General features: G+C 73.3%; 18 protein-coding genes. 7 read left to right on the top strand and 11 right to left on the bottom strand.

Annotated elements, in window-relative coordinates:
• Positions 1 to 17: 17 nt before the first annotated feature.
• A complete protein-coding gene (locus tag SCK26_RS11375) occupies positions 18 to 3,227 on the bottom strand; it encodes a helicase-related protein (protein ID WP_412080845.1) in 3,210 nt (1,069 codons plus the stop codon).
• A gap of 672 nt (positions 3,228 to 3,899) precedes the next feature.
• On the opposite strand from SCK26_RS11375, the gene SCK26_RS11380 reads away from it, so the two are divergent.
• Positions 3,900 to 6,983 carry a tetratricopeptide repeat protein gene (locus tag SCK26_RS11380; protein WP_318201183.1) on the top strand — a complete coding sequence of 1,028 codons (3,084 nt, stop codon included), beginning with the start codon at positions 3,900 to 3,902 and terminating at the stop codon, positions 6,981 to 6,983.
• Between the two features lie 13 nt (positions 6,984 to 6,996).
• On the opposite strand, the gene SCK26_RS11385 is transcribed toward SCK26_RS11380, so the two are convergent.
• On the bottom strand, positions 6,997 to 8,748 hold the full coding sequence (locus SCK26_RS11385; protein WP_318201184.1) for a DAK2 domain-containing protein: 1,752 nt from the start codon (positions 8,746 to 8,748) through the stop codon (positions 6,997 to 6,999).
• Positions 8,749 to 9,007: 259 nt separating this feature from the next.
• Here SCK26_RS11385 and rpmB point away from each other — a divergent pair, with 259 nt between their 5' ends.
• On the top strand, positions 9,008 to 9,193 hold the full coding sequence (gene rpmB, locus SCK26_RS11390) for a 50S ribosomal protein L28 (protein ID WP_003993230.1): 186 nt from the start codon (positions 9,008 to 9,010) through the stop codon (positions 9,191 to 9,193).
• Between the two features lie 120 nt (positions 9,194 to 9,313).
• Here the strand turns inward: rpmB and thiD are convergent, their stop codons facing one another.
• Complete coding sequence (gene thiD / locus SCK26_RS11395) at positions 9,314 to 10,114, bottom strand: bifunctional hydroxymethylpyrimidine kinase/phosphomethylpyrimidine kinase (protein WP_318201185.1); 801 nt, start codon at positions 10,112 to 10,114, stop codon at positions 9,314 to 9,316.
• Positions 10,111 to 11,076 carry a thiamine-phosphate kinase gene (locus tag SCK26_RS11400; protein WP_318201186.1) on the bottom strand — a complete coding sequence of 322 codons (966 nt, stop codon included), beginning with the start codon at positions 11,074 to 11,076 and terminating at the stop codon, positions 10,111 to 10,113. The genes thiD and SCK26_RS11400 overlap by 4 nt, the downstream gene beginning before the upstream one ends.
• A gap of 270 nt (positions 11,077 to 11,346) precedes the next feature.
• Here SCK26_RS11400 and SCK26_RS11405 point away from each other — a divergent pair, with 270 nt between their 5' ends.
• Both SCK26_RS11405 and SCK26_RS11410 read left to right on the top strand, forming a co-directional pair.
• Positions 11,347 to 11,580 (top strand): Lrp/AsnC family transcriptional regulator, encoded by a 234-nt coding sequence (locus SCK26_RS11405; RefSeq protein WP_318201187.1) that lies wholly within the window; start codon positions 11,347 to 11,349, stop codon positions 11,578 to 11,580.
• A gap of 20 nt (positions 11,581 to 11,600) precedes the next feature.
• A complete protein-coding gene (locus SCK26_RS11410) occupies positions 11,601 to 12,122 on the top strand; it encodes a DUF3515 domain-containing protein (RefSeq protein ID WP_318201188.1) in 522 nt (173 codons plus the stop codon).
• Positions 12,123 to 12,135: 13 nt separating this feature from the next.
• Here the strand turns inward: SCK26_RS11410 and SCK26_RS11415 are convergent, their stop codons facing one another.
• From SCK26_RS11415 to SCK26_RS11425, 3 genes are all read right to left on the bottom strand, one after another.
• On the bottom strand, positions 12,136 to 13,293 hold the full coding sequence (locus tag SCK26_RS11415; RefSeq protein WP_318201189.1) for a D-alanine--D-alanine ligase family protein: 1,158 nt from the start codon (positions 13,291 to 13,293) through the stop codon (positions 12,136 to 12,138).
• A 125-nt stretch (positions 13,294 to 13,418) separates the two neighbouring features.
• Positions 13,419 to 14,429: an NAD(P)H-dependent glycerol-3-phosphate dehydrogenase gene (locus tag SCK26_RS11420; RefSeq protein WP_318201190.1), complete on the bottom strand. Its 1,011-nt coding sequence runs from the start codon at positions 14,427 to 14,429 to the stop codon at positions 13,419 to 13,421.
• Positions 14,426 to 15,202 carry a lysophospholipid acyltransferase family protein gene (locus SCK26_RS11425; RefSeq protein ID WP_318201191.1) on the bottom strand — a complete coding sequence of 259 codons (777 nt, stop codon included), beginning with the start codon at positions 15,200 to 15,202 and terminating at the stop codon, positions 14,426 to 14,428. The genes SCK26_RS11420 and SCK26_RS11425 overlap by 4 nt, the downstream gene beginning before the upstream one ends.
• A 153-nt stretch (positions 15,203 to 15,355) precedes the next feature.
• Between SCK26_RS11425 and cofC the strand changes: the two genes are divergently transcribed.
• Together cofC and SCK26_RS11435 are read left to right on the top strand one after the other, a co-directional pair.
• Positions 15,356 to 16,006, top strand: coding sequence for a 2-phospho-L-lactate guanylyltransferase (gene cofC / locus SCK26_RS11430; RefSeq protein WP_318201192.1), 651 nt, complete (start codon positions 15,356 to 15,358; stop codon positions 16,004 to 16,006).
• 10 nt (positions 16,007 to 16,016) lie between these two features.
• On the top strand, positions 16,017 to 16,220 hold the full coding sequence (locus SCK26_RS11435; RefSeq protein WP_318201193.1) for a hypothetical protein: 204 nt from the start codon (positions 16,017 to 16,019) through the stop codon (positions 16,218 to 16,220).
• 71 nt (positions 16,221 to 16,291) lie between these two features.
• Here the strand turns inward: SCK26_RS11435 and SCK26_RS11440 are convergent, their stop codons facing one another.
• The 4 genes from SCK26_RS11440 to leuC form a co-directional block, all read right to left on the bottom strand.
• On the bottom strand, positions 16,292 to 16,960 hold the full coding sequence (locus SCK26_RS11440; RefSeq protein ID WP_318201194.1) for an HU family DNA-binding protein: 669 nt from the start codon (positions 16,958 to 16,960) through the stop codon (positions 16,292 to 16,294).
• 137 nt (positions 16,961 to 17,097) lie between these two features.
• Positions 17,098 to 17,328, bottom strand: a complete 231-nt coding sequence (locus tag SCK26_RS11445) for a hypothetical protein (RefSeq protein WP_318201195.1) — start codon at positions 17,326 to 17,328, stop codon at positions 17,098 to 17,100.
• A gap of 273 nt (positions 17,329 to 17,601) precedes the next feature.
• Entirely contained in the window at positions 17,602 to 18,195 is a 594-nt protein-coding gene (gene leuD, locus SCK26_RS11450) for a 3-isopropylmalate dehydratase small subunit (RefSeq protein ID WP_318201196.1), read from the bottom strand.
• Positions 18,196 to 18,197: 2 nt separating this feature from the next.
• Complete coding sequence (gene leuC / locus SCK26_RS11455) at positions 18,198 to 19,619, bottom strand: 3-isopropylmalate dehydratase large subunit (RefSeq protein ID WP_318201197.1); 1,422 nt, start codon at positions 19,617 to 19,619, stop codon at positions 18,198 to 18,200.
• A gap of 206 nt (positions 19,620 to 19,825) precedes the next feature.
• On the opposite strand from leuC, the gene ndgR reads away from it, so the two are divergent.
• A complete protein-coding gene (gene ndgR / locus SCK26_RS11460) occupies positions 19,826 to 20,542 on the top strand; it encodes an IclR family transcriptional regulator NdgR (RefSeq protein WP_009320373.1) in 717 nt (238 codons plus the stop codon).
• The last annotated feature ends 59 nt before the right edge of the window (positions 20,543 to 20,601 follow it).

Genomic DNA, 20,601 nt, shown 5'->3' on the forward strand with positions numbered 1-20,601 from the left:
TTCGGGTCCAGTGTGGCTCACCCCTTCTCCAGGTACTGCTCCCGCTCCTCGTCCAGCAGGGCGTCCAGGGCCGTGCGCAGGCCCGGGAGGCGCTCCAGCTCCGGGTCGGCCGCCACGGCCGCCGCCGCCTCGGCCCTCGCCTCCGCGATGACCTCCTCGTCCTCGATGACCGCGAGGACCCGCAGGCTGGAGCGGGCGCCGGACTGGGCCTGGCCCAGGACATCGCCCTCGCGGCGCTGTTCGAGGTCGATGCGGGACAGTTCGAAGCCGTCCAGGGTGGCGGCGACCGCGTTCAGCCGCTGGCGGGCCGGGCTCGCCTCGGGCATCTCGGTGACCAGGAGGCACAGGCCGGGGGCGGAGCCGCGGCCGACCCGGCCGCGCAGCTGGTGCAGCTGGGAGACGCCGAAGCGGTCCGCGTCCATGATGACCATGGCCGTGGCGTTCGGGACGTTGACGCCGACCTCGATGACGGTGGTGGCGACGAGGACGTCGGTCTCGCCGGCCGCGAAGCGGCGCATCACGGCGTCCTTGTCGTCGGGGTGCATACGGCCGTGCAGGGCCTCCACCTTCAGGCCCTTGAGGGGGCCGCGGCCCAGCTGGTCGGCCACGTCGAGCACGGCCAGCGGGGGCCGCTTGTCCGCCTCGCCCTCGGCGGGCTTCTTGCCGGCCTTCTTCGGGTCGTCCTCCTCGTCGCCGATGCGCGGGCAGACCACGTACGCCTGGTGGCCGGCCGCGACCTCCTCGCGGACCCGTTCCCAGGCGCGGGCCAGGAAGTGGGGCTTGTCGGCGGCCGGGACGACATGACTGGCGATCGGGGAGCGGCCCGCCGGGAGCTGGTCCAGCACCGAGGTCTCCAGGTCGCCGAAGACCGTCATGGCGACCGTGCGCGGGATGGGCGTGGCCGTCATGACGAGCAGGTGCGGTGGCTGTCTGCCCTTGCTCCGCAGGGCGTCGCGCTGCTCCACGCCGAAGCGGTGCTGTTCGTCGACCACCACCAGGCCGAGGTCGTGGAAGCGGACCTTGTCCTCGATCAGGGCGTGGGTGCCGATGACGATGCCGGCCTCGCCGGTGGCGAGGTCGAGCAGGGCCTGACGGCGGGCCGCCGTGCCCATCGAGCCGGTGAGCAGCACCACCTTGGTGGCGTGCTCGGCGCCGCCCGGAACGGCCTCCCGCCGCCCGTCGCCGTCCTTCCGCGCAGGCGCTTCGCTCCACAGCCCCCAACCGGCCAGCTCCCCCATCATCTCCGTGATGGACCGGTGGTGCTGCTGGGCGAGCACCTCGGTGGGCGCGAGCATGGCCGCCTGACCCCCCGCGTCGACCACGGCGAGCATGGCGCGCAGGGCCACCATGGTGTTGTGGGTGACCGTGAAATGGTCGGTGACGTACGCGTGGCCCGGGTGGGCGACGCTGATGCACTGGACCGGCTTGCGGCCCACGTACTCCACCGCCCGGATTCCCCGCCGGAAGGTGTCGTTCGTCGGGCGGGGCCGTACGCGGTCGGCCTTGCGGGTGAGCCTGAAGGGTGCGAATTCGCCGGGCAACGCGACGGAGACGTCGAAGGCGGACCGCTTCGGCAGCACCCGCGCCCGACCGCCCAGGGACCGTACAAGCCATGCGACATCGTCCGCGAGCCCGCGCGAGGCCGAGCACAGGGAGATGCTCGTTCCGTCCCGCCGAACCGTGCCGTCCGTGTCCAGGAGCCCCTGAAGGAGGGCAAGACGGTTCTTGATCGACGTGTTCTTGAACTCGGCGGGGATGAACGTGTCGTGTGACGTCAGCCCCCGGAGACCGAGGTCACGCAGGATCTGGATCACTGGATTCCGGATGTCGCCCGAGCGCCTTGCCGACTGGATCGTGAAGTCGCACGGAGAGCCCGGGACGGGCACGAGACGGCAGTCGGGAGCGACCGACGCGGCCACGGCTTCGTGGATCTCCGGGTCGGCAGTGGACAGGCGCAGGTCGTGCCGGAACGAGCCGGCCCCGAGGAGCACTCCGAACAGGTAGGGGTCGAGCGGGAGTCCCGAGTCGTCGCCGAGGTCCACCGGGGTCGCCGCCGGGATGTACCACTTCGACGACCCGTCGGCCTCGAACAGATCGTGCCGGATCTCCCGCGTGGTCAGCACCTCGGGCGACCGGCCGCGATGCTCTCCGCTGCTGGTGCCGACGATCCACAGGTGCTCGTCATCGCATTCCACAGAGCTTCCGTCGGAGAGCACCATCCGCCACACGTCGCGCTCGCCCTGTGGAAAGACTCCGTCGACCACGGCGATGCCGCCATCGGGCACGACGACCTCGTGGCCCACCCGCATATCGCCCATGCGCCGGAACCCCGCGGGGGTCAGCACCAGCGCGTCCAGCGGCTGGGCCTTCCCCGAGCCGACCTCGCCCTGGAGCAGGCGGTGCATCGGGTGGGGCGTGGCGAGGTCGTCGAAGATCTCGCGGGAGACCTTCCGCTGGCCCTCGGTGAGGGTGAAGGGAAGGCGGTCGTCGAAGGCCGCGAGGAGGCCGTTGGGGCCGGGGACGCGGGGCACGGCGGGCAGGTGGGTCTCGGCGTGCCGGCGGCGGGCCAGGGCGACCTGGAGGACGAAGGCCTCGTCCCACTTCAGGCGGGCGCGGGCGTCGGCGATGTCGGCCTTGGTGTGCGGCCGGTGGATCTTGAGCAGGGCCTCCGGGAGCGGGAGCAGGCCGCGGCCGGCGCGCAACGACTCCGGGAGCGGGTCCAAAGCCTCCCGGGCGCTGGGCAGCACCGTCTGGACCGCCTTGCCGATCTTCCAGGACTCCAGTTTGGCGGTCGCGGGATAGAGCGGGATCAGGGCTCCGGCCCAGGACTCCACGGCCTCCTCGCCCTCGCCGTCGCCCCGCAGCAACTCGTAGGCCGGGTGGGCGAGCTGGAGGCGGCGGTTGAAGACGGACACCTTTCCGGCGAACATCGCGCGGGTGCCCGGCAGCAGGTCCTTGTGGGGTTTGTGCACGCCGGCGCCGAAGAAGACGAGCTGGAGCCGGCCGCTGCCGTCCGTGATCGTGACCTCCAGGCGCTGGCCCTTGCCGCGGGGGGCCCTGGCCGAGGCGAAGGTGTGCAGCCGGGCGTCGGCGACCTGGGCGACCACCGTGACGTGCTCGTCCATGGGGAGGTCGGCGAGGTGGGTGAGCTGGCCGCGCTCCTCGTATCTGCGCGGGTAGTGGTGCAGCAGGTCGCCGACGGTGTGCAGGCCGAGATGCTCGGCCATCACCTTCGCGGTGGCGGGGCCGAGCACCTTCTTGAGCGGTTCTTGCAGTGCGGGCACGCATCAATTGCACACCACGGCACTGACAATGCCGTCGACCACGCCCCGCGCCGCCCGGCCCGGATGCCGTAAACATCAGGGAAACTCCTGGTCAGGCGCGCCGATCGGACCCTAGGATGGCGCGCTCCGGCCATCCTTCGCGGTCACCGCCCCACCGGGACCGCCCGACCCCGCGCCGCACGCACGCCTCCCGCGGCGCAGTGACGATGGACTCCCACACCTCACAGGCACCGCCCCAGGCCCCCCACCGACCCCACGCGCCCCGCGGCCGACGGCTGCCGGCGCGGGACGCGCGCACCGTGACCGCGCCCACCGACCACCGGTCCGCCCGGCACCGGCGGGCCCGCGCGGCGGCCGGGGCACGCTCCGACGGCCCGCGGGCGGGCATCCTGGGTTCACCGCGCGGCGGCGGCACGCGCGCGCGTCCGGTGCCGGACCGGCCCGGTCCGCCGGTGCGGCGCCTCGTCCCGCCCGGCGGCCCGGAGCGGCCGGCGCCGGGACCGAAGCGCCGTACGGGCCCGCGCGGCGCCCGCCGCGGCCGGCCGGCCCGGCGCTGCCCGGCCGGGCGTTCATCGGGCCGCTCGCACGGGCGGGCCTCGGGGAGGGGGACGGACGATGAGTGGGATCACGGACATCGACGCGCTGCGTCAGGCGCTGGCGGAGAACTCCGAGGAGCCGGAGGGACCGGCCCGCAACGCGCGCGCGGAGGAGCTGCTCGCCGAGGCGGAGCGGCTGGACGTCCCGCTCGCCGTGATCGAGGCGCTCGGACACCAGCTGAGGGTCTACCACCACAGCTCCGAGAAGGACAAGATGTTCGTCCCGTTCGCGCGGCTGCTGCGCATGTGGGACGAACGGCCCGAGGACTTCGACGAGTACGAGACGCACTCGCTGCACTGGGTCTTCAAGTGGATGTCGGCGGGCATGCTGGACCAGCCGCACATCCCGCTGGACTCGATCGAGAAGTGGCTCGGCGAGATGGAGCGCCGCTACCGGCTCGCCGGGCACTCCGAACGGGCCGTGCGCGGCGCCGAGTTCAGCGTGGCCGCACACATCGGAGACCTCCCGCGCGCGCGGCGGGCGTACGCCGCGTGGCTGGCCGCCGACCGGGACGCGATGGCCGACTGCCCCGCCTGCGAGCTGCGCCGGCAGGGTGGCTGGCAGGTGCGGTGCGGCCGGGACGCGGAGGCGCTGCGGCTGTGGCGGCCGGTGCTGGAGGGCGAGTTCGCCTGCGCGCACGAACCGCACTCCGTGCTGGCGTCCTCGCTGGCCCCGCTGCTGCGCCTCGGCCGGCTGGAGGAGGCCCGCGCGCACCATCTGCGGGGCTTCCGGCTGGTGCGGCCGATGGAGAGCATGCGGGCCGCGTACGCCGACCACGTGGAGTTCTGCGCGCTGACCGGGAACGAGGCGCGCGGCCTGGAACTGCTGGCCGAGCGGCCGGCGTACTTCACCGACACCGGGCATCCGCGCAGCGGGCTCGACTTCCTGGCCGTGGTGGCGCTGCTGATGGACCGGCTGGCCGAGCGCGGGCTCGGCGGGCAGCGGGTGCCGGGCCCGGCCGGGCGGACCTGGACGGCGCGGGAGCTGGCCGCGCACGCGCGCGGGGCGGCGACGGAACTCGCCGCGCGGTTCGACCACCGCAACGGCACGTCCGCCGTCGGCGACCGGGTCCGGGCGCGGATGGACCAGCGGCCGCTGGTGGAGCGGCTGCCGCTGGGCATACGGGCGGTACGGCCCGCCGCGGTGCCGCCGGCCGCGCCGCCGGCGCCGGCGGCCTCCGGGGAGCCCGGGCTGACCGCGCTGCTCACCGAGGCGCGGCGGCAGTCGGAGACCCTGCGGCCGCACGCGCTCCAGGCGTGGGCGGCGGTGGCGCGGGCCGCCGGGGACACCGAACTGGAGCCGCGTGACCGCGCGGAGATCGCCGACCACGAGGCGATGGCCCGGGGCCCCGAGGGCATCCCCTTGTTCGAGCGCGCGGCCCGGCTGTACGCGGAGGCGGGCGACCCCGGGGAGGCCCTGGCGGCACGCGCGCGGGGAGCGTACGTACGCGCTCTGTCGGGCGAGGTCGAGCCGGCCCTGACCACGGTCGCCGTGCTGTACGACGAGGTGCTCGCGCTGTACGCCGACGAGGGCACGGGAGTGCGCCAGACGGCATCGGTGGCGATGAGCCGGGCCCGCGTCCTGATGCGCCGGGTCCACGCGGCGGTGGAGGCGGACGCGGGGACGGGCGGCGCGGGCGTGGACGCCGCGGGCATCGCCGCCGACGGGCCGCGCGCGGACGCCGGCCGGGAGGCCGTGGCCTCCCGGCCGGCCGACGCGGGCGCGGGGACCGGAGGGACCGGTGCCGGTGCCCGGCGACCCGGTGCGGATCTCCCCCGTGCCGTCGCCGAGGCCGAGGCGGCCGTGCGGGAGGTGCTGGCGCTCGTCGAGGGGCGCGGCGGGGGCGAGGTGCGGCTGGCGGCGCGGGCCGCCGAGGCACGGGGGATGCTCGCCGAGCTGGCCGGGCTCACCGGGAACGCGCGGCGGGCGGCGGAGCTGTTCCGGCGGGCCGCCGACGGGTACGCGGCCGCCGGGGTGCCGTGGTTCGCGGTGGAGTACGAGGTCCAGGTCGCCGCCCTCGCCCACCAGGCCGGTGACCTCACCGGGGCCGAGCGCGCGCTGCGGGCGGCGCTGGAGCACGGCGGGCCGTACGTGGAGCCGGTCGGACGGGCACAACTGCACCTCCAGCTCGCCGAGGTGCTCGGTGCGCTGGACGCGCCCGGCGAGGCCTCCGAGCACGCGCTGGAGGCCGCGCACTGGGCCGACGAGGCGGGCGAGGGCGGCACCGTGGGCGCCTGGGCGCGGCAGCGGCTGGGCGGGTTCCTGCTGCGCCGGGGCCGGTACGAGGAGGCCGCCGAGGTGCTCCGGTCCGCGCTGGCCGACCTGAGCCCGGGCACGCACGGCGACGAGGCGGTGGTCCAGGCCCGCTGGTGGCTCGGGGACTGTCTGGGCGAGCTGGGCGAGCACCGGGCGGCCGCCGAGGAGCGGCTCGGGGCGGCCGAGCTGGCCCGGCACTGGCCCGAGCAGCAGGACCACGCCACGCTCGCCCACCTCGCCGCGGAGTCGCTGGGCAGCGCCGGTCTGACGGCCGAGGCGGACCGGGCCTACGCGCGCGCGGGCGAGCTGTGGCGCGCGCTCGGCAACGCCCCGTTCCTGGTCCGTTCGCTGCGCGCCCGGGCCTGGCTGGCGCTGGGCGGCGAGTCCGGGTCGGCGTCCGCCCGGGCGCTGATGACGCAGGCGGTACGGGCGTGCGAGACGGCGCTGGCCGCCGCCCGGGGCCCGGACCGGGCCGAGCTGGCCGAGGAACTCGGCGACACGCACCGGCAGTTCGCCGAGCTGCTGGCCCGCTCGGCGTCCGAGGAGGCCGAGGACGCGGCGATCCGGGCCGCGTTCGAGGCGGCGCTCGGGCAGATGAGCCGGGCCGCGGCGGTGTTCACCACGCTCGGCGAGGCCGGGCTGCACGGCCGTACCGGCGCGGAACTGGGCGCGGGCTGGCTGGAGGCCGACCTCGGCCGTCCGCGGCGGGCACAGGCACGCGCGCGTGCGGTGCTCGCGGTCTACGCGGGCGCCGACGAGGCGGACGAGACGGTGCGGGCCCGGCGGGAGGAGGCGGCCCAGATGCTCCAGGCGACCCAGGAGGGAACACCTCCGGAACGGCCCTGAGCCGCCTGCCGGCTCACTCCACCCCGATCAGCAGCAGTGCTCCTTGCCGGCCGCCGTGGTAGACCACCGTGTCCACGGCGAGGTAGGACTCCCGAACGCGTGTCTCCAGACGGGCGGCGACGGTGTCGGGTGCCTCGTCGCCGACGACGAGGGTGACCAGTTCGCCGCCGGACTGGAGCATGCGGTCCAGGACGGTGCGGGCGGTCGCGGTGACATCGGTGCCGATCACCGCGACATCGCCGTCGATCAGACCGAGCACGTCCCCGGCCTGGCAGATGCCGGCCGTCGTCCAGGACTGGCGCTCGGCGACGACGACCTCGGCGTACCGGGTGGCGCCCGCCGCCGAGGTCATCTGGACGACGTCCTCGTCGAACCGGCGCCGGGGCTCGTGCACGGCGAGCGCGGCGATGCCCTGGACCGCCGAGCGGGTCGGGATCAGGGCCACCCGGATGCCCTCGGTGCGGGCCTGCTCGGCCGCGGCGGCGGCCGTGTGGCGCAGCTCGGCGTCGTTCGGCAGCAGGACCACCTCGCGCGCGTGGGCCCGCCGTACGGCCTGCACCAGTTCCCCGCTGGCGGGCGGCTCCCCGGGGCGCGCGAGGACGGTGGTCGCGCCGGCCTCGCCGTACAGCCCGGCCAGTCCCTCGCCGGGTACGACGGCGACGACCGCGCGCTGGGCGGGCGCGCGGGAGGGGCGCTCACGGCCGGGAGGCGCCTCGCCGTGTCCCAGGGGCGTGATCCGGATGCGGTAGGGGCGGCCGGCCTCCACTCCGGCCTCCACGGCGGCGCCGGCGTCGTCGACGTGCACGTGGACGTGGACGTTCCACAGTCCGTCGCCGCCGACCACGACCAGGCAGTCCCCGAGGGCGTCGAGCCGGTCGCGCAGCCGGGCCACGGCCGCGTCGTCGGCCTCCAGCAGGTAGATCACCTCGAAGGCGGGCCCGCCGGCGTCGGCCCGGCCGGCACCGGCGTCCGCGCCGGCGGTCTCGGCCGCGTCGAGAGCCGGGTCGGCGTCGGAGGCCGGGTCCGTACCGGGACCGGCCTCACGCGCACCGGCGGCTCCGGCGGCCGGAGCGCACCCCGGCCTCTCCCGCACCGCCTCCCCCGTGACCGCCTCGACCAGTGCCCCCAGCACCGCCACCAGACCCCGGCCGCCCGCGTCGACCACCCCGGCCCGCCGCAGCACGCCCAGCTGGTCCGGGGTCGCCGCCAGGGCGGTCCGCGCGCCCTCGTAGGCGGCCCGGGCGACCGTCCGGCAGTCGCCGCCGGCCTCCTCGGCGGCGTGCGCGGCGGCCGAGGCGACCGTCAGCACCGTGCCCTCGACGGGATGGGCCACGGCCTGCCGGGCGGAGTCGGCGGCCCGGCGCAGGGCCAGCCGCAGCACCGGGCCGTCGGCGCGGGAGTCGGAAGCGGCGGAGGACGCCTCCCCGGTCCCGGCGAGCACCTGGGCCATGCCCCGCAGCAGCTGCGCGAGGATCGTCCCTGAGTTGCCCCGGGCCCCGATCAGCGCCCCGTGCGCCATCGCCCGGACCGCGTCGGCGAGGGAGGGCTCCGCGCAGCCGGTCTCGTACCCGGCGAACACCGCCTCCACGGCCGTGGCCGCCGACTCCAGGGTCAGGTACAGGTTGGTCCCGGTGTCGCCGTCGGCCACCGGGTAGACATTGATCGCGTCGATCTCCTCGCGGGCACCGCCCAGTGCCCGCAGCGCCAGAGAGCACCAGGTGCGCACCGCGAGAGCATCGAAGAATGTCTGCGGCACCTGCGCCACCTGCGCCTCCCTGACCCGGTCGTACGTGGGACGCAGCGTAGACCCCGGGCCGCTGCCTTCCGGAAGCGGGCCGGGAGCGGGTGTCTGATCAGCCATGGTAGTTTCGTTGTACTGGCGCAGCCGTTGTATGCTGCTCCGGTTGCCCGATCCCGATCGGGCCATTCCCCCTGGCAGCGCCACTCAGATCACAGGTCTTAGGATCTCGGTCCCGGCATGCCGGGATCAACCGTAAGTGCATCTGAAGTCTTTGGAGTGACCCGTGGCTGCCAACTGCGACGTCTGCGGCAAGGGGCCGGGCTTCGGCAACAACATCTCGCACTCGCACCGCCGTACGTCCCGTCGCTGGAACCCGAACATCCAGCGTGTGCGTACCGTGGTCGGCGGGACGCCGAAGCGCGTGAACGCTTGCACCTCGTGCATCAAGGCCGGCAAGGTCTCGCGCTGACGCTCAGCTGAGCGCGCGGCCACTGTCTGGTTCGCTGCACAGAGCCGGTCCACCCTTGGGTGGACCGGCTTTTTGCCGTACCTCCGTAACCCCGTAGCCCCGTCCCGCCCGTAACCCCCGTCACGCCCGAGGCGCGTCCCTCCTGAGCGCCCAGCCGTGGTCCACCGGCCCGATCCCGGCGCCGAGGGCGAACCCGGCGGCGATCGCGCCGGTGACGTACTCCTTGGCCGCCGTGACCGCCTCCGGCACGGACTTGCCCAGGGCCAGCCCGCAGGCGATCGCGGACGCGAGGGTGCAGCCGGTGCCGTGGGTGTGCCGGTTGTCGTGGCGGGGCGCGCGCAGCAGGTGCTCCTGCGAGCCGTCGGTGAGCAGGTCCACGGCGTCCCCGGACAGATGCCCGCCCTTGATCAGCACCCAGCGCGGTCCGTACGCCAGCACGGCCGCCGCGGCCCGGCGCAGATCCGCCTCGGACTCCACCCGTATCCCGGTGAGTTGCGCCACTTCGTCCAGGTTGGGAGTGGCCACGGTCGCGGCGGGCAGCAGCTCGGTGCGGACGGCGTCCAGCGCGGAGGCGGCCAGCAGCGGATCGCCGTGCTTGGAGACGCCCACCGGGTCCACCACGGCCGGCGCGTCCGTGCCGGAGATCAGTTCGGCGACCGTCGCGACCAGTTCCGCGGAGGCCAGCATGCCGGTCTTCACGGCCTGGACGCCGATGTCGTCCACGACGCTGCGGTACTGGGCCCGCACCGCCGCCGCCGGCAGCTCCCAGGCGCCCTGGACGCCGAGGGAGTTCTGCGCGGTCACCGCGGTGAGCACGCTCATGCCGTGCACGCCGTGCGCCAGCATCGTCTTCAGGTCGGCCTGGATCCCGGCCCCGCCGCCGGAGTCGGAGCCCGCCACCGTGAGCACCCTGGTGATCACGACTCGATGTCCCCGAAGTGGTCCCAGCCGCCCTTGCTGGTCCACGGCGCCCCGTCGACCGTCACCTGGGGCAGCGCGGAGGGGTTGAGGACCTCGCCGATGACCTTCCAGCGGGCCGGCAGCTTGGTGTCGGACGGGAAGGTGGCCACGATCGCGTGGTCCTCTCCCCCGGTCAGCACCCACTGCAACGCGTCCACGCCGACGGCCTGGCCGATGTCGTGCATCTGCGTCGGGATGTCGATGGCGCCGGAGCGGATGTCGATGCGGACCTTGCTGGCCTCGGCGATGTGCCCGAGGTCGGCGATCAGGCCGTCGCTCACGTCGCACATCGCGGTGGCGCCGAGCGCGGCGGCGGCCGGACCGGCGTGGTACGGCGGCTCGGGACGCCGGTGGGCCTCCACGAACGCGCGCGGCGAGCGGAAGCCGCGGGCGAGCACCGCGTACCCGGCCGCGGACCAGCCCAGCCAGCCGGTGACGGCCACCAGGTCGCCGGGCTGGGCGCCGGCCCGGGTGACGGGCTCGTGGTTGCGCAGATCGCCGAGCGCGGTGATCGACACCATGATCGTGTCGCCGCGTACGACGTCCCCGCCGACCACGGAGGCGCCGGCGACCTGGCACTCGTCGCGCAGGCCGTCCATCAGCTCGGTGGGCCAGGTGACCGGCAGCTCGGCCGGGACGACCAGGCCGAGCAGCAGCGCGGTCGGCACCGCGCCCATCGCGGCGATGTCGGCGAGGTTCTGCGCGGCGGCCTTGCGGCCCACGTCGTAGGCGGTGGACCAGTCGCGGCGGAAGTGCCGGCCCTCCAGCAGGATGTCGGTGCTCGCCACGACCCGGCGGTCGGGCGCGGCGACCACCGCGGCGTCGTCGCCGGGGCCGACCCGGACCGCCGCGGTGGTGGTGAGACGGGAGGTGAGCTCCCTGATGAGCCCGAACTCCCCGAGCTCACCAACAGTGCCCTTCATGTCCCTTGGCTCCCCTTCTCTCCCATGCCGTGCCCGGTCGCGCGTCTTCAGTGTCCCCGATACGGTCGAGGTGTCCGTCGTCGCGGTCGCCCCCGGCCGACGACGCGGCCGTGGTGACCGTTCGTACGGTCCGGGTGACCGTCACCGTCCGTCGTGCCCGCGCCCTGCCGCGCAAGCCCGCATCCCGGAGGTCTCCCCGCGAAGCGCGGCGACGCGATACCGTGGCGTTCCTTTTCCCCACATGATCCTCGTGGCCGCCCTGGAGGTTCCGTGGTACAGGCGTACATCCTGATCCAGACGGAGGTCGGCAAGGCGTCGACCGTCGCCGAGACGATCAGCAAGCTCCCTGGAGTGATCCAGGCCGAGGACGTGACGGGTCCGTACGACGTGATCGTGCGCGCCCAGTCCGAGACGGTCGACGAACTCGGCCGCATGGTGGTCGCGAAGGTCCAGCAGGTGGACGGCATCACGCGCACCCTGACCTGTCCGGTCGTGCATCTGTAGCCCCCGTCTACGCTTGGCCGGTGAACATCTTCCGTCACCGGCCTCTCGGCCTGCTCCTACCGGCCCTGCTCGTCGCGGTCGCGGGCTGCTCCGCGGCGGACGGCAGCGACACCGTGACGGCACCCACCCCCGACGCACGGACCGCCCCGCTCTGCCGGGACCTGGACAAGGCGCTGCCACGGAAGGTGGACGGACAGCCCCGCCGGGACCCGGAACCCCCGTCCGCCTACACGGCGGCCTGGGGAAGCCCGGCGATCATACTGCGCTGCGGCATCGTTCGGCCGCCCAAGATGGTCGACGAGAAGGTGGCCCTCGGCGAGGATCCGAACGCGGTCGGCGGCGGCGTGAACGGCGTCGACTGGCTGATGGAGAAGCAGGACGACGGCACCTGGCGGTTCACCACGTCCGAGCGCCGCGCGTATGTGCAGGTGACCTTGCCGGAGAAGCTGTCCGGGCCGGACGACAGCGCGCAGGTGCTGACGGACCTGGCGGCGGCCGTGAAGAAGGCGATCCCGGAGGGGATCGCCTCCATGCGGCACTGACCCGGACGCGGGCTCAGCGCAGGCCGGTCGGGCGGCGCAGCGCCGCCTGCACCAGACGGTCGACCAGCTCCGGATAGCTCACGCCCGTCGCCTGCCACATCTGCGGGTACATGGAGATCGGCGTGAAGCCGGGCATGGTGTTGATCTCGTTGATGACGAACTCGCCGTCCTCGGTGAGGAAGAAGTCCGCGCGGACCAGGCCCTCGCAGGAGGCCGCCTCGAACGCCTCGACCGCGAGCCGCCGCACCTCGGCGGTCTGCTCCTCGGTGAGCGGGGCCGGGACGACGCCGGGCGTGGAGTCGATGTACTTGGCCTCGAAGTCGTAGTACGCGTGGGCGTCCGGCGGCGGGATCTCGGCCGGGACGGAGGCGCGCGGGCCGTCCTCGAACTCCAGGACGCCGCACTCGATCTCGCGGCCCCGCAGGGCGGCCTCGACAAGGATCTTCGGGTCGTGCCGCCGCGCCTCGGCGATGGCCTCGTCCAGCCCGGCGAGGTCGTCGACCTTGGTGATGCCGATGGACGAGCCCGCGCGCGCGGGCTTCACGAACAGCGGCCAGCCGTGCTCGCCGGCGAGGTCGATGATCTTCTTGCGGGCGGCGGAGGCGTCCCGCTCCCACTCGCGCGGCCGGATCACCACGTACGGGCCGACCTTGAGCCCGAAGGAGGTGAACACCCGCTTCATGTACTCCTTGTCCTGGCCGACGGCCGAGGAGAGCACGCCCGAGCCGACGTAGGGCACCCCGGACAGCTCCAGCAGACCCTGGAGGGTGCCGTCCTCGCCGTAGGGGCCGTGCAGCACCGGGAAGACCACGTCGACCTCGCCGAGCGCCTTGGGCACGGAGCCGGGCTCGCTGTAGACGACCTCGCGGCTGGTGGGGTCGACGGGGAGCACCACGCCGCCCTCGTGCGCCTCCGCGAGGTCGTCGACCTCGGGGGTGCGGCGGTCGGTGATGGCCATCCGCTCCGGCTCGTCGGCGGTGAGCACCCAACGGCCCTCCCGCGTGATGCCGATCGGCAGGACGTCGTACTTCGTCCGGTCGATGGCCGTGAGGACCGCGCCGGCGGTGACCATGGAGATCCCGTGTTCGGAGCTGCGCCCGCCGAACACGACGGCCACGCGCGGCTTGCGCGCCGGCTGCTCGGGGTTCTGGGGAAGGTTCTTGGTGCTCATATCGCGTTGAGCGTACCTGTAGGTAGTCGGCAAGTCAGCGCGCGCTCCCGGGCCGTCGCTCAGCGTCGCACGGATGGTCGCGGAGCGTCGCGGACGGCCTGGTACGGGCCCGTGCGGGGCCGGTTTCAGCGGCGTTCGGGCTTGGCGCTGCGCGCCATCAGCTCCTTGAGCGCGGCGACCGGCGACTTGCCCTCGTGCACGATCTCGACGACCGTCTCGGTGATGGGCATGTCGACGCCGTGCCGGCGGGCCAGATCCAGCACGGACTCGCAGGACTTGACGCCCTCGGCGGTCTGCCTGGTGACGGCGATGGTCTCCTGGAGGGTCATGCCCTTGCCGAGGTTGGTGCCGAAGGTGTGGTTGCGGGACAGCGGCGAGGAGCAGGTGGCCACCAGGTCGCCCAGGCCCGCGAGTCCGGAGAAGGTCAGCGGGTCGGCGCCCATCGCGAGGCCGAGCCGGGTGGTCTCGGCGAGGCCGCGGGTGATGAGCGAGCCCTTGGCGTTGTCGCCGAGTCCCATGCCGTCGGCGATGCCGACCGCGAGCCCGATGACGTTCTTGACCGCGCCGGCCAGTTCGCAGCCGACGACGTCGGTGTTGGTGTACGGCCGGAAGTACGGCGCGTGGCAGGCGGCCTGGAGCCGCTGGGCGACGCGCTCGTCGGTGCAGGCCACGACGGCCAGGGCGGGCATGCGGGCGGCGATCTCACGGGCCAGGTTGGGCCCGGTGACGACCGCGATCCGGTCGGCGCCGACCTTGGCGACGTCCTCGACGACCTCGCTCATCCGCATGGTGGAGCCGAGTTCGACGCCCTTCATCAGCGAGACGAGGACGGTGTCCGGCGCCAGCAGCGGGGACCACGCGGCGAGGTTCTCGCGCAGGGTCTGGGAGGGGATCGCGAGCACGGTGAAGTCCGCGCCGGCGAGCGCCTCGGCCGCGTCGGCGGTGGCGCGCAGGTTCTCCGGCAGCTCCACGCCGGGCAGGTAGTCGGGGTTGGTCCGGGTGGAGTTGACCGCCTCGGCCAGCTGCGGCCGACGGGCCCACAGGGTCACGTCGCAGCCGGCGTCGGCGAGCACCATGCCGAAGGCGGTGCCCCACGAACCGGTGCCCATGACGGCCGCCCGCACAGGCTTGCTCACTTGCTCTGCCCTTCCGTCTGCCTGCCCCGCGCCTGCGTCTGCGCCTGGGTGCGGCGCCGCTGCTCGATCCGCTCACGGCGCGGGTCGTACGGCGTCTCGGGCGCCTTCTCGCCGCGGATCTCCTCCAGCAGGCGGGTGATGGCCGCCATGATGACCTCGGTGGCCTCCTTCAGCACGTCCGGGGTCATCTCCCTGCCGTAGAAACGGGAGAGGTCCACGGGCGGGCCGGCCAGCACGCGGTGCGTCTTGCGCGGGAAGAGGTCCGGCTTCCTGGCGTACGGCGGCAGCAGTTCGTTGGCGCCCCACTGCGCGACCGGGATGACCGGGCAGCGGGTCTCCAGGGCGACCCGGGCGGCGCCGGTCTTGCCGGTCATGGGCCAGCCGTTCGGATCGCGGGTGAGGGTGCCCTCGGGATAGAAGGCGACGCACTCGCCGCGCTCGACGGCGTCGATGGCGGCCCGGAAGGCGCTGAGCGCGTCCGTGGACTCGCGGTAGACGGGGATCTGTCCGGTACCGCGCATCGCGGCGCCGACGAATCCCTTCTTGAAAAGGCCGCTCTTCGCCAGGAATCGCGGGACCCGTCCGGTGTTGTACTGATAGTGCGCGTATGCGAAGGGGTCCACGTGGGAATTGTGGTTCACCACGGTGATAAATCCGCCCTCGGCCGGAATGTGCTCCATTCCACGCCAGTCCCGCTTGATCAGAACCACCAGCGGCGGTTTGCAGATCACCGCGGCGAAGCGGTACCAGAAGCCGATTCTGCGGCGGGGCACAAGGACACCTTCCTCTAGGACTGCCACCCCGGCGGGGGCCGCACAAGTGTGGCCCTGGGCCGCCGGTCTGTCGAGAACACCGTACGCCCCGCTTCCCGGCGCACCTCAGAGCCCGGGGGACAATGAACGGGACGAGAGAGGGACGGTACGCCGGTGCAGTGGACCTTGGTCATCCCGCTGAAGCCCCTGGCCCGGGCCAAGAGCAGGCTCGCGGACGCCGTCGGCGACGGGGAGCGCCCGGGGCTGGTGCTGGCGTTCGCGCAGGACACGGTGGGCGCGGCACTGGCCTGCGCCGAGGTCTCGGATGTGGCGGTCGTCACGGACGACGAGCTGGCCGGACGGGAGCTGGCGGCGCTGGGCGCGCGGATCGTCCCGGACGTCCCCGGCGGCGGCCTGAACGCCGCGCTGGCCCATGGTGCGGCCGTCGTACGGGAAAACCGTCCCGGCGCCGCGGTCGCGGCCCTGAACGCGGATCTGCCGGCCCTGCGCCCCGCGGAACTGTCCCGGGTGCTGGCCGCCGCCACGGAATTCCCCCGGGCTTTTCTGCCGGATACGGCGGGAGTGGGCACGACTTTGCTGGCGGCGGTCGGCGGCCGCGCATTGCGCCCGGCGTTCGGCGTGGATTCCCGCGCGCGCCACCGGGCCTCCGGCGCCACGGAACTCGCGCTGACGGGCGTCGATTCGGTACGGCAGGACGTGGACACCGGCGCCGACCTGCGCACGGCACTGGTCCTGGGGGTGGGACGGCATACGGCGGCGGTGTCGGCGGGGCTGCCGATGCCGGGGTCCCTGGACCCCCACTAGGCTGGCGGCCATGCAGGCCACCGCGTACACCTACGACGAGGAAACCCGCTGCGGCCAGGTGCTCCTCGACGACGGCACCCCCGTGCCCTTCGACGCCGCCGCGTTCGACGCCGGCGGCCTGCTGCTGCTGCGGCCCGGGCAGCGGGTGCGGATCGAGACGGAGGGCGAGGGGGATGCCGTCCGGATCACCCTCGTCACCCTGCAGACGCTGTAACCGCCCTCGTACACGCCGCGGGCCGGGCTCCCTGTGGGAGTCCGGCCCGGCGCGTGAGTGTCCTGGCGGCCTTACGACGTCGCCTTGCGGGCGGTGGTCTTCTTGGCGGTGGTCTTGCGGGCCGTCGACTTCTTGGCCGGGGCCTTCTTCGCGGTGACCTTCTTCGCCGGGGCCTTCTTCGCGGCCGGCGCCTTCTTGGCGGTGGTCTTCTTCGCGGTGGCGGTCTTGGCGGTCGCCGCGGTCTTCGTGGCGGGAGCCTTCTTCGCCGTGGTCTTCTTCGCGGCGGCCGTCGTCGTCTTCTTCGCCGGCGTCGCCTTCTTCGCCGTGGTCTTCTTGGCGGCGGCGGTCGTCGTCTTCTTGGCGGCGGCCTTCTTGCCGGCGGCCTTGGCGATGGTGGGCGGCGGGCCGGACAGGCTGCCCTTCGGCGCCTTCTTCACGGCGACCTCGCCGCCCCGCGGAAGCTTCTTGGAGCCGCTCACCAGGTCCTTGAAGCCCTGACCGGCGCGGAAGCGCGGCACGGAGGTCTTCTTGACGCGAACCCGCTCGCCGGTCTGGGGATTGCGGGCGTAACGGGCGGGGCGGTCCACCTTCTCGAAGGACCCGAAACCGGTGACCGAGACCCGCTCGCCCGCGACGACCGCGCGGACGATGGCGTCCAGGACATGATCGACAGCATCGGCGGCCTGCTGGCGGCCGCCCAACTTGTCGGCAATCGCTTCTACGAGCTGCGCCTTGTTCACGTCTTCCCCTTCGGAGACATCGCCAGAACGAAAGTGTTCAAGCTTTTTCGCACGTTAGGCAGATATATACCGCAAATCAAACACGAAACGGGCTTATCACCCTTGTGCCGCAACGGACTCGGCCGCCCCGGACGGTGTCAGTGGTCCTCTTCGGGCATCCGACCCGCGTCGAGGTCCGCCGTGAACCGATCGAGCCGCCTTGCCGCGTCGGCGAGGTCGTGCTTGGCCGCGGCCGTAATGACCAGCAGCTTCCGGGTCAGCGCCACCCGTACGCCCTCCGGGACTTGCAGTGCGCGCACTCTTGCGTGCGCTTCCTTAAGCTGGTTCGCGACGGCCGTATAGAGCTGGAGTTGGCCGTCGTGTCCCATGCACAGATTGTGCCATCTGGGGCGAGTTGTCGCCTGCGCAGGGGGCAACTACCGCGTCAAATGGCTTTCCAGGCACTTGCGGTGGGGGCGGACACAGCACTCACGTACCCAGGCAACGGCCTTCGTAACACGCGAAGTTGAGCGTATTCGCAGGGTGGCGCGGGTGCGTCCGGGGGCGGACATGGCTGTACCCCCGATCGTGGCGACCGGGGGTACAGGCGGGAGGTCTGGGTGGCCGAAACCCGACCCTCGCGGGGTCGGGTCCGCGCCGGATCAGACCGGGAGGGTCCGCGGCTTGTAGGCGGGGCGGCCGGCCTCGTAGGTGGCGATGTCCGACTCGTTCCGGAGCGTGATGGAGATGTCGTCCAGGCCGTTCAGCAGCCGCCAGCGGGAGTTCTCGTCCAGCTCGAAGGAGGCGGTGATGCCCTCGGCGCGCACCTCGCGCGCCTGGAGGTCCACCGTGACCTCGGCGGTGGGGTCCGCTTCCGTCAGCTCCCACAGCGCGTCCACGATCTCCTGGTCGAGGACCACCGTGAGCAGGCCGTTCTTCAGCGAGTTGCCGCGGAAGATGTCGGCGAAGCGGGAGGAGATCACGGTTTTGAAGCCGTAGTTCTGCAGCGCCCAGACGGCGTGCTCGCGCGAGGAGCCGGTGCCGAAGTCGGGTCCGGCGACCAGGACCGTGGCGCCCTGCCGCTCGGGCCGGTTGAGCACGAACTCGGGGTCCTTGCGCCAGGCCTCGAACAACCCGTCCTCGAAGCCGTCGCGGGTGACCTTCTTGAGCCAGTGAGCAGGGATGATCTGGTCGGTGTCCACGTTGCCGCGGCGCAGCGGGACGGCCCGGCCGGTGTGGGTGGTGAAGGCTTCCATGGTTATCGGACTCCAGCGGGGACGTCGGTCAGGTCGGCCGGGGAGGCCAGGTGGCCCAGGACGGCGGTGGCCGCCGCGACCTGCGGCGACACCAGGTGCGTACGGCCGCCCTTGCCCTGCCGTCCCTCGAAGTTGCGGTTGGAGGTGGAGGCGGAGCGCTCGCCCGGGGCCAGCTGGTCGGGGTTCATGCCGAGGCACATCGAGCAGCCCGCGTGCCGCCATTCGGCGCCGGCCTCCTTGAAGACCACGTCCAGACCCTCGGAGACGGCCTGGAGACCCACGCGCGCGGAGCCGGGGACGACCAGCATCCGTACGCCGTCGGCGACTTTGCGGCCGCGCAGGATGCCGGCGGCGGCGCGCAGGTCCTCGATGCGGCCGTTGGTGCACGAGCCTACGAAGACGGTGTCCACGCCGATGGAGCGCAGCGGCTGTCCGGCCGCCAACCCCATGTACTCCAGGGCCTTTTCGGCGGCCAGGCGCTCCGAAGCGTCTTCGTACGAAGCCGGGTCGGGGACGGACGCCGAAAGCGGCGCGCCCTGGCCGGGGTTGGTGCCCCAGGTGACGAACGGCGACAGCTCGGTGGCGTCGATGACGACCTCGGCGTCGAAGACCGCGTCGTCGTCGGTGCGCAGCGTCTTCCAGTACGCGACGGCCGCGTCCCAGTCGGCGCCCTCGGGGGCGTGCGGGCGGCCCTTCAGATAGTCGAAGGTGATCTCGTCGGGCGCGATCATGCCCGCGCGGGCACCGGCCTCGATCGACATGTTGCAGATGGTCATCCGGGCCTCCATCGAGAGCTTCTCGATGGCGGAGCCGCGGTACTCCAGGACGTAGCCCTGGCCGCCGCCGGTGCCGATCCGCGCGATGATCGCCAGGATCAGGTCCTTGGCGGTGACGCCGTCGGGCAGCTCGCCCTCGACGGTGATGGCCATGGTCTTCGGGCGGGCCATGGGCAGCGTCTGGGTGGCCAGCACGTGCTCCACCTGCGAGGTGCCGATGCCGAACGCCAGCGCGCCGAAGGCACCGTGCGTGGAGGTGTGCGAGTCGCCGCAGACGACCGTGGTACCGGGCTGGGTCAGGCCCAGCTGCGGGCCGACGACGTGCACGACGCCCTGCTCGACGTCGCCGAGCGGGTGCAGCCGTACGCCGAAGTCGGCGCAGTTCTTGCGCAGGGTCTCCAGCTGGGCCCGGGAGACCGGGTCGGCGATCGGCTTGTCGATGTCGAGGGTCGGGGTGTTGTGGTCCTCGGTCGCGATGGTGAGGTCGAGGCGGCGGACCTTCCGGCCGCTCTTGCGCAGGCCGTCGAAGGCCTGGGGGCTGGTCACCTCGTGCAGCAGGTGCAGATCGATGTAGAGGAGGTCGGGCTCGCCCTCGGCGCGCCGGACGACATGGTCGTCCCAGACCTTCTCCGCGAGTGTCCTACCCATCGCTTTCCCTCCGGCCGGCAAGCGTCCACCGACCCAACTAGAGATCTTGAGGAGCGGTGGCTGCCCTTCGGGGGCCCCTGGACGTCGTGATTCCGGGCGTCCACCGCCAGGCCCGTTGGTCATCGGGCCGCCGTGTGGTTCCAGGGTGGCGCGTTCCACGGAAAATTGAACTTGCGTTTCACAGAGTGAGACGTGAGTATCGTTGCATGGACAACAGTAGCGGCGTCGGCGTTCTGGACAAGGCGGCCCTCGTCCTGAGCGCTCTGGAGTCCGGTCCGGCCACCCTCGCGGGTCTGGTCGGCGCCACCGGACTGGCACGACCCACGGCCCACCGCCTGGCCGTGGCCCTGGAACACCACCGCATGGTGGCACGCGACATGCAGGGCCGGTTCATCCTCGGCCCGCGCCTCGCCGAGCTGGCGGCGGCCGCGGGCGAGGACCGCCTGCTGGCGACGGCGGGCCCCGTGCTCACCCACCTCCGCGATGTCACCGGCGAGAGCGCGCAGCTGTACCGGCGCCAGGGTGACATGCGGATCTGCGTGGCAGCGGCGGAACGTCTCTCCGGCCTGCGCGACACCGTCCCGGTCGGCTCCACGCTCACCATGAAGGCGGGCTCCTCGGCGCAGATCCTGATGGCCTGGGAGGAGCCCGAGCGGCTGCACCGGGGCCTGCAGGGCGCCCGCTTCACGGCGACGGCCCTGTCGGGCGTACGGCGGCGCGGCTGGGCCCAGTCCATCGGCGAGCGCGAGCCCGGCGTCGCGTCCGTCTCCGCGCCCGTGCGCGGCCCCTCCAACCGCGTGGTGGCCGCGGTCTCCGTCTCCGGCCCCATCGAGCGCCTGACCCGCCACCCGGGCCGCATGCACGCCCAGGCGGTCATCGACGCGGCGGCCCGCCTCTCGGAGGCCCTGCGCCGCTCGGGCTGACATCGGGAACCAGAGCGCCCCGTCCCCGGGAAAGGCCCGCCTCAACGCCGCGGCAGGCC

The organism is Streptomyces sp. SCL15-4 (assembly GCF_033366695.1).
Classification (GTDB): domain Bacteria; phylum Actinomycetota; class Actinomycetes; order Streptomycetales; family Streptomycetaceae; genus Streptomyces.

Bases quoted from the DNA above. Each gene is read 5' to 3' on its own strand.
- SCK26_RS11375 (WP_412080845.1), bottom strand. From the start codon at position 3,227: ATGGCCGAGCATCTCGGCCTGCACACCGTCGGCGACCTGCTGCACCAC.
- SCK26_RS11380 (WP_318201183.1), top strand. From the start codon at position 3,900: ATGAGTGGGATCACGGACATCGACGCGCTGCGTCAGGCGCTGGCGGAG.
- SCK26_RS11400 (WP_318201186.1), bottom strand. From the start codon at position 11,076: ATGAAGGGCACTGTTGGTGAGCTCGGGGAGTTCGGGCTCATCAGGGAG.
- SCK26_RS11415 (WP_318201189.1), bottom strand. From the start codon at position 13,293: ATGAGCACCAAGAACCTTCCCCAGAACCCCGAGCAGCCGGCGCGCAAG.
- SCK26_RS11435 (WP_318201193.1), top strand. From the start codon at position 16,017: ATGCAGGCCACCGCGTACACCTACGACGAGGAAACCCGCTGCGGCCAG.
- SCK26_RS11445 (WP_318201195.1), bottom strand. From the start codon at position 17,328: ATGGGACACGACGGCCAACTCCAGCTCTATACGGCCGTCGCGAACCAG.
- leuD (WP_318201196.1), bottom strand. From the start codon at position 18,195: ATGGAAGCCTTCACCACCCACACCGGCCGGGCCGTCCCGCTGCGCCGC.
- leuC (WP_318201197.1), bottom strand. From the start codon at position 19,619: ATGGGTAGGACACTCGCGGAGAAGGTCTGGGACGACCATGTCGTCCGG.
- ndgR (WP_009320373.1), top strand. From the start codon at position 19,826: ATGGACAACAGTAGCGGCGTCGGCGTTCTGGACAAGGCGGCCCTCGTC.